Annotated in this window: 10 protein-coding genes; 3 read left to right on the plus strand and 7 right to left on the minus strand. The window is 62.9% G+C overall.

Going from position 1 to position 14,804, the window contains the following annotated elements; all coding sequences use genetic code 11:
- The first annotated feature begins 3 nt into the window (after positions 1-3).
- Genes ACU688_RS09485 through pcaC form a run of 3 tightly spaced genes read left to right on the plus strand, consistent with a single transcriptional unit; the run spans position 4 to position 2,570 of the window.
- Positions 4-1,359 (plus strand): 3-carboxy-cis,cis-muconate cycloisomerase, encoded by a 1,356-nt coding sequence (locus ACU688_RS09485; protein ID WP_448184495.1) that lies wholly within the window; start codon positions 4-6, stop codon positions 1,357-1,359.
- A gap of 10 nt (positions 1,360-1,369) precedes the next feature.
- On the plus strand, positions 1,370-2,161 hold the full coding sequence (gene pcaD / locus ACU688_RS09490; protein WP_448184496.1) for a 3-oxoadipate enol-lactonase: 792 nt from the start codon (positions 1,370-1,372) through the stop codon (positions 2,159-2,161).
- A 10-nt stretch (positions 2,162-2,171) separates the two neighbouring features.
- Positions 2,172-2,570: a 4-carboxymuconolactone decarboxylase gene (gene pcaC, locus ACU688_RS09495; protein ID WP_448184497.1), complete on the plus strand. Its 399-nt coding sequence runs from the start codon at positions 2,172-2,174 to the stop codon at positions 2,568-2,570.
- Between the two features lie 121 nt (positions 2,571-2,691).
- Here pcaC and ACU688_RS09500 read toward each other — a convergent pair whose 3' ends face one another.
- The 7 genes from ACU688_RS09500 to ACU688_RS09530 all read right to left on the minus strand — a co-directional run bounded on the left by ACU688_RS09500 (position 2,692) and on the right by ACU688_RS09530 (position 14,801).
- Complete coding sequence (locus tag ACU688_RS09500; protein ID WP_448184498.1) at positions 2,692-3,591, minus strand: polysaccharide deacetylase family protein; 900 nt, start codon at positions 3,589-3,591, stop codon at positions 2,692-2,694.
- A gap of 119 nt (positions 3,592-3,710) precedes the next feature.
- On the minus strand, positions 3,711-5,213 hold the full coding sequence (locus tag ACU688_RS09505; protein WP_448184499.1) for a M91 family zinc metallopeptidase: 1,503 nt from the start codon (positions 5,211-5,213) through the stop codon (positions 3,711-3,713).
- Positions 5,214-5,304: 91 nt separating this feature from the next.
- Positions 5,305-6,555 carry an OprD family porin gene (locus ACU688_RS09510; protein WP_448184500.1) on the minus strand — a complete coding sequence of 417 codons (1,251 nt, stop codon included), beginning with the start codon at positions 6,553-6,555 and terminating at the stop codon, positions 5,305-5,307.
- A 144-nt stretch (positions 6,556-6,699) separates the two neighbouring features.
- A complete protein-coding gene (locus ACU688_RS09515; RefSeq protein ID WP_448184501.1) occupies positions 6,700-8,307 on the minus strand; it encodes a J domain-containing protein in 1,608 nt (535 codons plus the stop codon).
- 11 nt (positions 8,308-8,318) lie between these two features.
- The gene (locus tag ACU688_RS09520) at positions 8,319-10,016 is read right to left on the minus strand and encodes a molecular chaperone HscC (RefSeq protein ID WP_448184502.1); all 1,698 of its coding nucleotides are present in this window, start codon (positions 10,014-10,016) and stop codon (positions 8,319-8,321) included.
- 169 nt (positions 10,017-10,185) lie between these two features.
- Entirely contained in the window at positions 10,186-11,643 is a 1,458-nt protein-coding gene (adeC, locus tag ACU688_RS09525) for an AdeC/AdeK/OprM family multidrug efflux complex outer membrane factor (RefSeq protein WP_448184503.1), read from the minus strand.
- The gene (locus ACU688_RS09530; protein WP_448184504.1) at positions 11,640-14,801 is read right to left on the minus strand and encodes an efflux RND transporter permease subunit; all 3,162 of its coding nucleotides are present in this window, start codon (positions 14,799-14,801) and stop codon (positions 11,640-11,642) included. The genes adeC and ACU688_RS09530 overlap by 4 nt, the downstream gene beginning before the upstream one ends.
- Between the last annotated feature and the right edge of the window lie 3 nt (positions 14,802-14,804).

Raw genomic sequence — 14,804 nt, forward strand, 5'->3', positions numbered from 1 at the left:
GTTATGACACTGCGCACGAGCAATCAACTGTTCGACGCTTACTTCACGGCGGGCAGCATGGCCGAGGTGTTCTGCGACCAGGGACGCTTGCAGGGCATGCTGGATTTTGAAGCGGCGCTGGCTCGGGCCGAGGCGCGGGTGGGTTTGATCCCGCAAGCTGCCGTCGCGCCGATTGCCCAGGCGTGCCTGGCCTCGCTGTACGACGTCGATGCCCTCGGCGTGGCGATTGCCACGGCGGGCAATTCGGCGATCCCGCTGGTGAAGGCGCTGGGCAAGTTGATCGCCAGTGAAGACGCTGGCGCTGAACGTTATGTGCACCTGGGCGCCACCAGCCAGGATGTGATGGACACCGGCCTGGTGCTGCAACTGCGCCAGGCGCTGGCGCTGATCGAAACGGACCTGGCGCGCCTGGGCGATATCCTCGCCGCACAGGCCCAGCGCTATGCCGATGTGCCGCTGGCCGGCCGCACCTGGTTGCAGCATGCGACGCCGGTCACGCTGGGGATGAAAATCGCCGGCTGGCTGGGGGCGGTGACCCGCAGCCGGCAACGCCTGGCCGAGTTGAAACCGCGTTTGCTGGTGCTGCAGTTTGGCGGCGCATCCGGCACGTTGGCGGCGCTCGGCGAACAGGCACTGCCGGTGGCGCAGGCCTTGGCCGACGAGTTGCAGTTGGGCCTGCCCGAACAACCCTGGCACACCCAGCGCGATCGCCTGGTGGAGTTCGCCAGCGTGCTCGGCCTGATCGCCGGCAGCCTGGGCAAACTGGGGCGTGACATCAGCCTGTTGATGCAGACCGAAGCGGCCGAGGTGTTCGAACCTTCTGCGCCGGGCAAAGGTGGCTCGTCCACCATGCCGCACAAACGCAACCCGGTGGGCGCAGCCGTGCTGATCAGCGCCGCCACCCGCGTGCCCGGCCTGGTGGCGACGATGTTCAGCGCCATGCCTCAAGAGCACGAGCGTAGCCTGGGCCTGTGGCATGCCGAATGGGAAACCCTGCCGGAGATCTGCCGGCTGGTGTCCGGCGCGCTGCAACAGGCGCTGCTGGTGAGCGAAGGTCTGGAGGTCGATCCTGAGCGCATGACGCAAAACCTCGACTTGACCCAAGGCCTGGTGTTGGCCGAAGCCGTCAGCATCGTGCTCGCCCAGCGCCTGGGCCGTGAGACCGCACACCATCTGCTGGAACACTGCTGCAAACGCGCCGTCGCCGAAGGGCGGCACTTGCGTGCGGTGCTGGCGGACGAATCCCAGGTCACTGCCGAACTGTCAGCGACCGAACTCGACCGCCTGCTCGACCCCGCCCATTACCTGGGGCTGGCCCGCAGCTGGGTCAGCCGCGCCATCACCGAACATTTTGCTTGAGGAGACCACCGTGGCCTTTGTACAACTCGCCGAGGGCGAACTGCATTACCAACTGGACGGCCCCGTGGGCGCGCCGGTCTTGGTGCTGTCCAACTCCCTGGGCACCGACCTGCACATGTGGGACATCCAGATCCCGGCGTTCACCGAGCACTTTCGGGTGCTGCGCTTTGATACCCGTGGCCATGGCAAATCCCTGGTCACCGAGGGGCCCTACAGCATCGAGCAACTGGGCCGCGACGTGATCGCGCTGTTGGATGCGCTGGATATCCAACGCGCTCATTTCTGTGGCTTGTCCATGGGTGGCTTGATCGGCCAGTGGCTGGGCATCAACGCGGGCGAACGCTTGCACCGCCTGGTGGTGTGCAACACCGCCGCCAAGATCGGCACGCCGGAGATCTGGAACCCGCGTATCGAGATGGTCCTGCGCGACGGCAAGGCGGCGATGGTCGCCCTGCGCGATGCGTCGATTGCGCGCTGGTTTACCGCCGATTTTGCGGCGGCCAACCCGCACCAGGCCAAGCAGATCACCGACATGCTGGCCGCCACATCCCCCGCAGGTTACGCCGCCAACTGCGCTGCCGTGCGCGATGCGGACTTTCGCGAGCAACTGGCATTGATCAAGGCCCCGACCCTGGTGATCGCCGGCACCGACGACGCCGTTACGCCACCGGAGGGCAGCCACTTTATCCAGAACCATGTGCAGGGTGCCGAATACGCCGAGTTCTATGCGGCGCACCTGTCCAATGTCCAGGCCGGTGCTGCGTTCAGCGATCGGGTTATTGAATTTCTGCTGGCCCACTGAGGAGCTTTTTGTGGACGAGAAACAACGTTACGCCGACGGCCTGCAAGTGCGCCGCGAAGTGCTGGGCGACGCCCATGTCGACCGCAGCCTCAACGCCTTGACCGAGTTCAACAGCGAATTCCAGAACATGATCACCCGCCACGCCTGGGGTGACATCTGGACCCGCCCCGGTTTGCCTCGGCACACCCGCAGCCTGATCACCATCGCAATGCTGATCGGCATGAACCGCAATGAAGAACTCAAGCTGCACCTGCGCGCCGCCGCCAGCAATGGCGTGACCCGTGCGGAGATCAAGGAAGTGCTGATGCAGAGCGCGATCTACTGCGGGATACCGGCGGCGAATGCGACGTTTCACCTAGCGGAGTCGGTGTGGGATGAGTTGGGTATCGAGTCGCGCCAACCCTCCTGAACTTGAAACACGATCCAATGTGGGAGCTGGCTTGCCTGCGAAAGCGGTGTATCAGCCAGCAACTGTGTAGCTGACCCACCGCCATCGCAGGCAAGCCAGCTCCCACATTAATTGCAGAGTGTCAGTGGGAATCGGCATCCCACACCCAGTTCCACACGCCCGGCAGGTGCACCGGTTCACTCACATCCTTCACCGTGCGGGCCAGGGCGGCGCGTTCGAGCTGGGCCGTGTCGGTGTAGAACGGCTCGGCCGCGGTCTTCATGCCGTTGATCCGTGCGCTGTCCAGCAGGATCTGCAAGTACTCCTGAATGTGCCGCGCCGTGTAGCGGTTGATGTCGTGAAACGTCACCACCACCGGAATCACTCCGTCTACCGTCGGCAACTCACCCAATGCGATGCGTTCGCGCACCACCGACAGTTGGCGATACAAATTCGCGCGGCGACGCGGGCTGCCGTTGAACCCCCAGATCTTGCCGTCGTTGGCACTCAAATCGGTCAGCAGCACGTGCATGCCATGACGCTGGTAGGCGGCGAAGGTGCGGCGGTCGTAGTTCCAGAACGGTGGGCGCACCAGCAGGGGCGGGCGGCCTGTGATCGAGGCGATATCGGCCGCGCCTTGGCTGAGGGTGCTTTCCAGCTCGGCGTCATTCAGCCAGCGATGGTTGGTATGAAACGTCGTGGCCGTGTGGAACGCCAGGATGTGCCCGCCGGCGTACTCGCGTTCCATGGTCTTGCGCCCACGTGAACTGCCGCCGGAGCGTGAAGATTCGGTTTGTAGGAAGAACACCGCCTTGATCCCCGGCAACACTGGGTTGTGCGCCAGGTCGGCGACCACCGAACGGCTCGGGTTGTTGTAGCCGGAGGCGCTGGGGCCGTCATCGAAGGTCAGCAGGAAACGGATCGGCGCCTGGGCTTGCAGGCGTTGTTCGGTCTGCGGCGTGAGGGCGATGGGTGCACCGATGCAGCCGCTGAGGCTCAAGGCCAGGGCAAGCAGGGCGCACGTTAAAGCGAAGGATTTCATGGTGTGCACGGGCTCAAATAAAAAGCCGCTGCTGATTCAGCTCAGCAGCGGCAGGCGCGCACCATACAGCAAGATCGGCTGTGCAAGGTTACAGGCTGACAAACGAGCGTCGCTAGGGTTCAGCCGATGTACTGCGTGCGCAGCGGCTTGCCCATTTCTTCATTCAAGGCGTTTTCAGTGAGGGCTTTGGGGTTGAGGGTGTTTGCCGGCGTGGTCGGTAGCCCCACGGCTTGAAGTTCGCTGTTGGGCGTCTCGTCAAGCTTACCGTCATGCACTGTGGTGGTTGTGCCCGCTAAAGCGTTGCCGTTGGCGGCGTTCCAGGCATGAACCATTTCGTGATAAAGCACCGTGATCGGGGCGTAAGTCACCCCCGCGACTGTTTCCACTGCGCTGCGGCTATAGCTGATTTGCGCCCGGTCCGCCCGCGATCCCGGAACGCCGTTGACCATGAACCCCCATTTTGGATCGTCACCGACCACAGGCGCGTGCTCATGGCCAAACAAGGTCTTGAGTTCCTGGCTGCCATAGACATAGCCACTGCCGGTGTCGAGCAGATCTTCGACGAGTGTTACTGGTGCGCCGTTGCGCTGGGCGATGGCGCTCATCGCGGCCAGCATCTGTTTACCGTTGGGGGATAGGCGCAGCAGGGCCAGATCGTCCTCCACCCGTTGGATGAACTCGGTCGAGCCCTTGATCACCAATCCTGTTTGGGGCTCGGGGTCGGCCGACACAGCGGTCAATAGGGAACCGTTCAGGTGGTTTATCGTATCGTCGGGCTGAGCGTAGATCAGGTCGCCTGGACGATTGGCAATGACTGCATCGCGGCCGTCGCCGGTGTAGAAGGTGCTGCGGTCGTGGCCGATCAAGCGATCGTTACCGGCACCGCCATGCAGCACCGTATGGCCGCTACCGGCGTACAGTCGATCATTGCCGTTGCCGCCATCCAGGTTGCTGGTTTTGCTTTTGGGCCCCGCACCGGCGTAGAGACGGTCATTGCCATTGTTGCCGTACAGGGTGTTATCGCCAGTGCCCCCGATGAGCGTGTCGTTACCGTCGTTACCCTCTGCATAACCAAGGCCACTGCCAAGGCGCAGCACATCATCGCCTTTGCCGCCGAACAGGCGGGTGTAACCACCGCCGGCATGTACGCGATCATCGCCGTCCCCTGCATCCACGATCACGGGCTGAGTCACGTTGGCGTCGATGCGGATGTTGTCGTCACCGCCGTGGGTCTTGAGGTGAAAGGTGACTGGCCTGCCGTCTTTATCGTGGCTGTCAAAACGATACAACCGGCCGTTGACCTGAACATCCAGTTGGCCGGGACGTGTCTGGCGGATATGGATCTGGTCTGCCTTGTTACTCGTCTCAAGAATCAGGCTGTTTTTCAGGCTGTAAGTCACGTCCTGCTCCCACAGCGATTGGCCGCAGGCTTTCAAATTGCCGTCATCGAGGATCGGTTGAATATGGGCCTGGATTGGATTGTCGGGTGTGAACACGCGTTGCGGGGGAACAGCGGGTACGTAGTGGCTGTTGTCGAATGTGGCCACGTGATGCTGCGGTGAGTCATGCTCGCGCTTCAGGGGAAGGTAGTTCGCGTTTGCAAGGCTTTTGGACACTTCCATATGAAATCCTTTTTGAAGAGTCAGGCGATATGCCTGACTACTGGAAGTGTCCATCTGTGCCCAAACGTTCCCGCGAGGTTGTAATGAGGTCTTACAGCAAGCTGATCGGGTAACTGACGATCAACCGGTTTTCATCGAACTCATTGTTGCTGTAGTCGCGGCGCATGGTGGAGTTGCGCAGGCGCACCGTGAGGTTTTTCGCCACGCCGCTCTGCACGGTGTAGCCCACTTCGCTTTCGCGGCCCCATTCCTTGCCGTCGGTGATTAAGCCTGTGTGTACGTTGCTGCCGCTGATGTAGCGGTTCATCAGGGTCAGGCCCGGCACGCCGAGGGCGGCGAAGTTGTAGTCGTGGCGCAGTTGCCAGGATTTTTCCTGGGCGTTGTCGTAGCTGGAGTTGTAGCTGTCGTTGGCCAGGGTGCCGCCGCTGGTGCCGTTGACGCGCATCCAGGCGTTGTTGCCGGTGAGTTTTTGCAGGCCGACGTAGAAGGTGTTGCCGCCGTATTTGGCCGAGAACAGGCCGGACCAGGTCTTGTTGTCGAGGCTGCCGGCGCGGGCGCTGCCGTCGTCCTTGCCGTAGAAGAAACCGAGGTTGGCGCCCAGGGTCCAGTCGCCCAAGGGCTGGCTGTGGATCACGTTGACGAACTGCTGGCGGTAGATGTCCTTGAGCTGAGCGTTCCACAGGCCGACCTGGGTGCGCTTGTCGTTGAACGCGTATTCGCCGCCCTGGAAGTTGAAGCGGTCGGAGGTGAAGGCGGTTTTACCGACCATCGACATGTCGTTCATGCTGCTGTCGTCACGCGGGCTGTTGGCGCGGAACTGGCCGCCGTAGAGGGTCAGGCCGTCGATTTCCCTGGAGGTGACCTGCCCGCCGCGCAGGGTTTGTGGCAGGGAGCGGCCGTCATCCGCGCGCAGGATCGGCAGCACCGGCATCCATTCGCCGACCTTCAATTCGGTCTTGGAGATCTTCGCCTTGAACGCCACGCCCAGGCGCCCGAACTCATCCGCTGGGCGGCCGTCGTGGTCCAGCGGCAGCAATTGGGTGCCGCCGGTGCCGCGTCCGCCATCGAGTTTCAACGAGTACATGCCCAGCACATCCACGCCGAAACCCACCGTGCCTTGGGTGAAGCCGGACTTGGCGTCGAGGATGAAACTTTGCGTCCACTCCTGCGCGCCGCCCTGGGTCTTGGTCGGGTTGGTGTAATTGCGGTTGAAGAAGAAATTGCGCAGGTTGAGGTTGGCGCTGGCGTCTTCGAGGAAGCCGTGTTCTTCGGCGACGACGGGCAAGGCAAGGCTGGTGACTGCGGCAGCCAGCAACAGCTGGCGAGGGCGGAACGTGCTCATGGCGTTGAACCTATTGTTATTGGGGGTTGTGCAGGTGCGGGCCATGGTGCGGGGCGGGGTGCAAGCGGTTCAATCGGGGGAAGGCGGGTTGTGGGCGATGATCGCACGCAAGTTGCCGGGCACTGGGGCCCGGCGTGTTTGTGCCTAGAGAACGTGCGTCAGGCTGGTCCATGGGATCTCGGGCAGATAGCGCTGGCACAGCAGCGTGGCAGGCACCATCAGCGCCAGGAACACCGCTTGCAACGGGCTCCAATGCGCCCAATGCAGGCCGCTGAACCACGGGTAATAGTGCTCGACGTGCTCGCTGACCTGACCGATGCGCTTGGCGTGCAGCACGTGGATCAGGATCATCCCGGCGTACCCCAGCATGCCCATCACCCCCAGCAGCATGCCGAAGAACACCAGCAGGCAAAGTTGTGGAACACCGTGGCGCAGCACCAGCCACTGCTGATGCGGGTTGAAGCGTTCGGGTAGCAGGCGCTGGGTCAGCCACAGGTCGGGGATGATCAAGCGTGAAGTCACGGCGGCCCACAGTTGTGTGCCACGGATCGCGAGGAAGGCCGGAATGACGGTCAGCAGCACCACCAGGATCGCCTCGGTGGACAGTGTTTTGGTCTCGGGGACGAGGGCCAGTCCCGTGGCCAAGGCGAGCGCGCCCCACAGCCGTATCCAGCTGCGATGGGACACCGGGCGCGGGAGGAATTTGCGCCAGAAAAACACGTCGGCCTGGGGCAGGCGCTCCAGCAGTTGCGGATAACGCCAGTTGAGGGTTTCGGCCAGCTGTTGGCAGGCGTGCCAGTCGTTGTCACTGAACTGCGCCGTCATCCAGCTTTGCTGGGTGTCGGACAGGGGCGTCAGCAGCAGGCGCGCGGCCATGGCATCGGCGGATTTCCACGTGGGGTCCTGCGCTTTGGCCTGCAAGTGTTCGTAGAAACTCTCCTGCTCGCAACGCGCGACCAGGTCGCGCCACATCCAGGCCGGTTCCGGGTACACGCCTTGCTGGTCGTCCCAGCCGAACGCCTGGCACACGCGCTCGAACAGCGGCACGCTCCAGGTGGTGTCGTGGAGCAGGTGCAGGACGATCCGCTGCCACTGTTGTTGCAGGTCGAACACCCGCAGCCAGGGTTGGCTGTTGTACTGGCTGAGCTGGGTGATGAACTCGCGTTCGGCCTTTTGCTCCAGCAGTTCCTGCAAGGTGCGGCGGTACTCCTGCAACAGTTCGCCGGTCAGCGCGTCGTGCTGCCATGGGGTCATGGCCACCTGTTGCCAGGGTGTCAGCCATTCCAGGTGCTGCACGGCCCAACTGACAATTGCACCGCGCTCGCCGGGGCTGTCGAAACAATGGCGCAACAGGCCGGCCTGGAACGCTTCGCTACAACCTTGCTGCTGCGCCTGGGCCCAGCGCTCGTCGAGGTTGTGCAGGTTGAGGCCGCTGATCAGCGCCTGGGCCGGGTCGGGCTTGGGCGTTTCAAGCGGGGCAGGGTGCAGGGCGCTGACGTCCATCAACTCGGCGAGGTCGTTGAGGTTGCCGTAGGCCTGTGCTGCCACGGGCTCTTCCACGCGGGTGTCGTCTTCTTCCCAGTCAGCGCGCCAGCGTGCGTAGGCCAGCGCTTCTTCATAGGCTTCGCGCAGGCGCTGGAAACCCTCGGCGTCATCGTCCGGGCGGCAGTTTTTGAGCAGGCGCGCGTAGGTGCGCTTGATGGTGCGCTCGTCGGTGTCTTCCGGCAGTTGCAGTACGGTCCAACAATCCATGGGGTGTTTCCTCAGCGCCAGAACCCGTTGTCGAGCTGTTCAAGTTGGCGGGTCAATTCGCTGCGGGCCTCGCGGATGCGCCGCTCGTCCTGGGTGTCGAGCACCTGCTGGAACTGCGCGGCCCAGTGGCCGAATTGCTCGCGCAGCTCGCCGAGGTTTTCCTGGTAGAGCCGTTCGAGGCGGGCGCTGAGCACGGTGTTGACCTGTTGGTCGCGCGGGTGGACCTTGAGCAGCGCCAGGGCTTGCAGGCGTTGCTGGATTTCGTCCGGACTCAACACGCCGGGGTTGTTCTCGATCACCAGGGAGTGTTGCTCGCCGGTCAGCGGGATCTTCACCTGGGCTTCCAGCAGGCCGTTGTTGTCGTAGGTGAAGCGCACCTCCAGCGAGACTTCACCGGCCTTGCGCTTGGGCACGGCAATGTCCAGTTGGCCCAGCTCGATGTTGTCTTTGACCAGGCGGCTTTCGCCCTGGTAGATCTTCAGCAGCACCTGGCTCTGGTTGTCGTGCAGGGTGACCACGCTCTTGACCCGGCTCACCGGCACGCTGCTGTTGCGTTCGATCAGCGGCAGGTAGTGGCCGCTTTCGATATGGCCACCGTACTGCTGCGAGGTTTCGATGCCCAGGGTGTAGGGGCAGACGTCGGTCAGCACCACTTCTTCCAGCGCTGCCGAGCGCGCTTTGAGCGCAGCCTGGATCGCGGCGCCGTGGGCGACCACCTGGTCCGGGTCGAGGCTGATGGACGGGAAGCGCCCGAACAAACCGGCGGCGAGCTTGCGCACCAGCGGCATGCGCGTGGTGCCACCCACCAGGAGGATTTCATCGAGGTCGCCGACGCGAATCCGCGCATCGCGCAGGGCTCGCTCGATGGGCGCGCGCAGGCGTTCCAGCAGCGGCGTGTAGAGTTTGGTGAGTTCCTGCTGGGTGATGGTTTTGAGCCATTGCTGGCCGTCGACGCGCAGGGCGAATTCGGCGCTGTCGTCCTGGCCCAGGGCCTTGCGCACGCGCTCGGCTTCACGGCGCAGGGCGTGCAACACGCTGCTGGTGGGTGGGAACCCGGCGGCGTGGCGCTGGCTGTCGACGAAGTGTTCCAGCAGCAGGGTGTCGAAGTCTTCACCGCCGAGGAAGTTGTCGCCGGCGCTGGCACGCACTTCCATCACGCCGTCGAACAGCTCGATGATCGACACGTCAAAGGTGCCGCCGCCAAGGTCGAACACCAGGAACGAAGTTTCCTTGTCGCGCTGATGCAGGCCGTAGGCGAGGGCGGCAGCGGTGGGTTCGTTGATCAGTTTGTCGACGTTGAGCCCGGCCAACTCACCGGCGATGCGCGTGGCTTTGCGTTGGCCGTCGCTGAAGTAGGCGGGCACGCTGATCACGGCGTCGGTGACGGTGTGGCCGTAGGTGCGTTCGATGTCTTCCTTGAGGCTTTTGAGCACCAGTGCCGAGAGTTCTTCGGGGCGGAACGAGCGGTCGCCCAGGCGCACTTCGGTGGCGCTGCCCATGTAGCGCTTGAACAGCGAGGTGGTCAGGTGCGGGTGGGTGTGCAGGCGTTCCTTGGCGGCCTGGCCTACCAGGATGCGGCCTTGGTCATCCAGGCCAACCACGCTGGGGGTGAGCAATTGGCCAAGGGCATTGGGTACCATCTCGGCGGCGTCACCGCGCCAGACGGCGGCGAGGCTGTTGGTGGTCCCCAGGTCGATTCCTACGATCATTACGACAAGCTCCCTTTGTGGTTTGTAAGAATCTGTGACCAATTTTATCCTGAAAGGTTAAACGAAATGCAAGGTGACCGGTTTAGGGCGGGCTTGTGTGGGCCAGCTCCCACAAAAAAAAACCGCTTCCGGTGAGGGAAGCGGTTTTTGTCTAGCTACAACAGCGCGATCAGAACAACTTCAGCGCCGGTGCGTCTTCTTTCAACGGCTCGTTCTTCGCGGTCTGTGCGTTCCAGCCACCGCCGAGGGCCTTGTACAGGTTGACCTCGCTGGTGAGCTGCGCCAGGCGGTCGGTGATCAGCGATTGCTGGGCACTGAACAGTTGGCGCTGGGCGTCGAGGAACGTCAGGTTGCTGTCCACGCCAATGCGGTAGCGACGCTCGGCCAGGCGGTAGTAATCCTGGTTGGCGGCGACGAAACCACGCTGGGCTTCCAGCTGTTCCTTGTAGGTCTCACGCGCGGCGAGGCCGTCGGAGACTTCCTGGAAGCCGGTCTGGATGGCCTTCTCGTAGGTCGCCACGTTGATCTCTTTCTGGATCTTCGCGTAGTCCAGGCTGGCGCGCAGGCTGCCGGCGTTGAAGATCGGGATGTTGATCTGCGGGGCGAACGACCAGGTGCCCGAGCCGCCTTTGAACAGGCCGCTCAGGTCCGGGCTGAGGGTGCCGGCGTTGGCCGTCAGGCTGATGCTCGGGAAGAACGCTGCCCGGGCGGCGCCGATGTTGGCGTTGGCGGCCTTGAGGTTGTACTCGGCTTGCAGGATGTCGGGGCGACGTTGCAGCAGGTCCGAGGGCAACCCGGCAGGCACTTCGCTGAGCAGGTTGTCGGCCAGCGGCTGGCTGGCGATATTCGCCGGCAGGCCGGTGCCCAGCAGCAGGGTCAGGCTGTTTTCGTCCTGGGCCACCTGGCGGGTGTAACGCGCCAGGGCAACCCGGGCGTTTTCTACCGAGGTGCGCGCCTGGCTGAGGTCGAGGGCCGAGGCCACGCCGACTTCGTTGCTGCGCGAGGTCAGCTTGAAGCTCTGCTCGTAGGCGCCAAGGGTGTCCTGGGTCAGCTTGAGCAGCTCTTTGTCAGCCTGCCAGGTCACGTAGGCCGTGGCCACGTTGGCGACCAGGCTGATCTGCGTGCTGCGTCGGGCTTCTTCGGTAGCGAAGTACTTTTGCAGGGCTTCTTCGCTCAGGCTGCGCACACGGCCGAACAGGTCCAGCTCATACGCGCTGACCCCGAGGGTGGCCGAGTACGAACTGCTGATGCTCGACTCGCCGGTTTGCGAGGTGCGCGCCGGCACCCGCTGGCGGCTGCCGCTGCCCGTGGCCGAGACGGCCGGGAACAGGTCGGCGCGCTGGATGCGGTACTGCGCGGCATAGGCGTCGATGTTCAGCGCCGCGACACGCAGGTCGCGGTTGTTTTCCAGGGCAACCTGGATCAGCTGTTGCAGGGCAGGGTCATGGAAAAACTGCTTCCAGCCCTGCTCGGCAGCGGCCTGGTTCGGCGCCTGGGCCGACGAATACGCCGGCCCCTGCGGGAACTGAGCGGCCACCGGCGCTTCAGGGCGCTGATAGTCAGGTATCAGCGAGCAGCCACTGAGCACGAATGCCGTGACGGCTAAGGAAAGGAGCGACTTGCTCATAGGCCAGCCTCTTTAGGAGTTTCAGTAGGTTCAGTCTTTTTACGCTCGCCCGCGGCGGACACGGTTGCAAAGAACAGTGGCACCCAGAAGATCGCCAGGACAGTGGCCGTGATCATACCGCCGATAACGCCGGTACCAATCGCGTGCTGGCTGCCTGAGCCGGCGCCCGAGGAGATCGCCAGCGGCAATACGCCGAGGATGAACGCCATGGACGTCATGATGATCGGCCGCAGACGCATGCGAGATGCCTCGATGGCTGCCTCGACAATGCCTTTGCCTTGCTCGTGCAACTCTTTGGCGAACTCGACGATCAGGATGGCGTTTTTCGCCGCCAGGCCCACCGTCACCAACAAGCCCACCTGGAAGAACACGTCGTTGGACAACCCGCGCATGCTCGTGGCGATCAACGCCCCGACCACACCCAGCGGCACTACCAGCACCACCGCAATCGGGATCGACCAGCTTTCGTACAGTGCCGCGAGGCACAGGAACACCACCAGCAGCGACAGCGCGTACAGCGCCGGCGCCTGGGAGCCGGACAGGCGCTCTTCGTACGACAGACCGGTCCATGCATAGCCGACACCCGCCGGCAATTGCTTGGCGATGCGCTCGACTTCAGCCATGGCATCACCGGTGCTGTAGCCCGGTGCCGGGGTGCCGAGGATTTCCATCGCCGCTACACCGTTGTAGCGCGAGAGTTTCGGCGAACCGAAGATCCACTTGCCCGAGGAAATGGCCGACATCGGCACCATCTTCCCGGAGTCGCTGCGCACGAACCACTTGTCCAGGTCTTCCGGCGACATACGGCCAGCGGCCTCGCCCTGCACGTACACCTTCTTCACCCGACCACGGTCGATGAAGTCGTTGACGTAGCTGCCACCCAGGGCAATCGCCAGGGTCTGGTTGATGCTCGACAGGGTGATGCCTTGGGCACTGGCCTTCTCGTCGTCAACGGTCAGCTCGTACTGCGGCTCGTCGTTCACGCCGTTCGGACGCACGCCTGCAAGGATCTTGCTTTGTGCGGCCATGCCGAGGAACTGGTTACGCGCTTCCATCAGTTTTTCGTGGCCGACGCCGCCCTGGTCTTGCAGGAACACGTCGAAACCAGTGGCGTTACCCAATTCGAGAACCGAAGGCGGCACGATGGCGAACACCATGGCGTCCTTGAAGGCACCGAAGAAGTAACCCTGGGCACGCTTGGCCACTTCGAACACCGACATGGAAGCGTCACGCTCATCCCATGGCTTGAGCATCACGAACGCAAGGCCCGAGCTCTGGCCACGGCCGGCGAAGTTGAAGCCGTTGACGGTAAATACCGATTTCACCGCCTTGCCTTCGCCTGGCTCGCCTTCCTTGTCGTTCAGCAGGAATGCGCGCATGTCGTCGATGACTTTCTGCGTACGTTCCGCCGACGAGCCGACCGGGGTTTGCACCTGGGCGAAGATCACGCCCTGGTCTTCTTCCGGCAGGAACGCGCTTGGAATGCGGGTAAACAACCAGACCATGCCGAGGACGATGACCAGGTACACAAAAAACGCCGGGAATTTGTGCTTGATCATGTTGCCCACGCCGCGCTCGTAGCTCAGTACGCCACGGTCGAAGGTGCGGTTAAACCAGCCGAAGAAACCACGCTTGGGTTGGCCGTGTTTCTCTGGATCGATGGGCTTGAGCATGGTGGCGCACAAGGCCGGGGTGAAGATCAGGGCAACCAGTACCGACAGCGCCATCGCCGAAACAATGGTGATGGAGAACTGTTTGTAGATCACACCGGTGGAGCCGCCGAAGAAGGCCATTGGCAGCAATACTGCCGACAGCACCAGGGCGATACCCACCAGGGCGCCCTGGATCTGGCCCATGGACTTGACCGTCGCTTCTTTGGGCGACAGGTGTTCCTCGGCCATTACCCGCTCGACGTTTTCCACCACGACGATGGCGTCATCCACCAGCAAGCCGATGGCGAGGATCATGCCGAACATGGTCAGGGTGTTGATGGTGAAACCGAACGCCGCGAGGATGCCGAACGTACCCAGCAATACCACCGGTACCGTCATCGTGGTGATGATGGTGGCACGGAAGTTCTGCAGGAACAGGAACATCACCAGGAACACCAGCACGATCGCTTCGACCAGGGTGTGCACAACACCGGAGATCGATTCGGTCACAACCGGGGTGGTGTCATACGGCACCACCGCCTTCATGCCAGGCGGGAAGAACGGTTCCAGGGATGCCACGGTCGCGCGGATGGCCTTGGCGGTGTCCAGGGCGTTGGCGCCCGAGGCGAGCTTGATCGCCATACCGGAAGCCGGCTTGCCGTTGAACTGTGCACTGATGCTGTAGTTCTGGCCGCCCAGTTCGATGCGCGCAACATCACGCAGGCGAACTTGCGAACCGTCGGCGTTGACCTTCATCAGGATCTTGCCGAACTCTTCTGCGGTTTGCAGACGGGTCTTGCCGATGATGGTCGCGTTCAGCTGGGTGCCGGGCAGGGCAGGCAGGCCGCCCAGTTGGCCGGTGGCCACCTGTACGTTCTGCGCAGCGATGGCGGTGCTGACGTCTACCGGGGTCAACTGGTAGTTGTTCAGCTTGCCCGGGTCGAGCCAGATACGCATGGCGTACTGCGAACCGAAGACCTGGAAGTCACCTACACCCGCAGTACGGGAAATCGGGTCCTGGATGTTGGACACGATGTAGTTGGACAAGTCGTCCTTGGTCATGCTGCCGTCTTCCGACACCAGACCGATCACCATCAGGAAGTTCTTCACCGACTTGGTCACGCGGATACCCTGTTGCTGCACTTCTTGCGGCAGCAGTGGGGTCGCCAGGTTCAGCTTGTTCTGTACCTGAACCTGGGCGATGTCCGGGTTGGTACCCTGGTTGAACGTCGCGGTGATGGTCATGCTGCCGTCGGAGTTACTGTCCGAGGCGACATAACGCAGGTTGTCGATACCGTTGAGCTGTTGCTCGATGACCTGCACCACGGTGTCCTGCACGGTTTGTGCGGACGCACCTGGGTAGGTCACCTGGATGTCGATGGCGGTTGGCGCAATGGCCGGGTATTGGTTGATGGGCAACTTCAGGATCGACAGTGCCCCGACCAGCATGATCACCAGGGCAATTACCCAGGCGAAAATGGGACGGTCGATAAAAAATTTCGACATGGA

It is taken from the genome of Pseudomonas acericola (SeqCode) (genome assembly GCF_053456465.1).

What these genes read in the sequence shown, in the direction of transcription:
- ACU688_RS09485 (WP_448184495.1), top strand. Translation starts at nt 4, where the DNA reads ATGACACTGCGCACGAGCAATCAACTGTTCGACGCTTACTTCACGGCG.
- ACU688_RS09500 (WP_448184498.1), bottom strand. Translation starts at nt 3,591, where the DNA reads ATGAAATCCTTCGCTTTAACGTGCGCCCTGCTTGCCCTGGCCTTGAGC.
- ACU688_RS09505 (WP_448184499.1), bottom strand. Translation starts at nt 5,213, where the DNA reads ATGGAAGTGTCCAAAAGCCTTGCAAACGCGAACTACCTTCCCCTGAAG.
- ACU688_RS09510 (WP_448184500.1), bottom strand. Translation starts at nt 6,555, where the DNA reads ATGAGCACGTTCCGCCCTCGCCAGCTGTTGCTGGCTGCCGCAGTCACC.
- ACU688_RS09515 (WP_448184501.1), bottom strand. Translation starts at nt 8,307, where the DNA reads ATGGATTGTTGGACCGTACTGCAACTGCCGGAAGACACCGACGAGCGC.
- ACU688_RS09520 (WP_448184502.1), bottom strand. Translation starts at nt 10,016, where the DNA reads ATGATCGTAGGAATCGACCTGGGGACCACCAACAGCCTCGCCGCCGTC.
- adeC (WP_448184503.1), bottom strand. Translation starts at nt 11,643, where the DNA reads ATGAGCAAGTCGCTCCTTTCCTTAGCCGTCACGGCATTCGTGCTCAGT.
- ACU688_RS09530 (WP_448184504.1), bottom strand. Translation starts at nt 14,801, where the DNA reads ATGTCGAAATTTTTTATCGACCGTCCCATTTTCGCCTGGGTAATTGCC.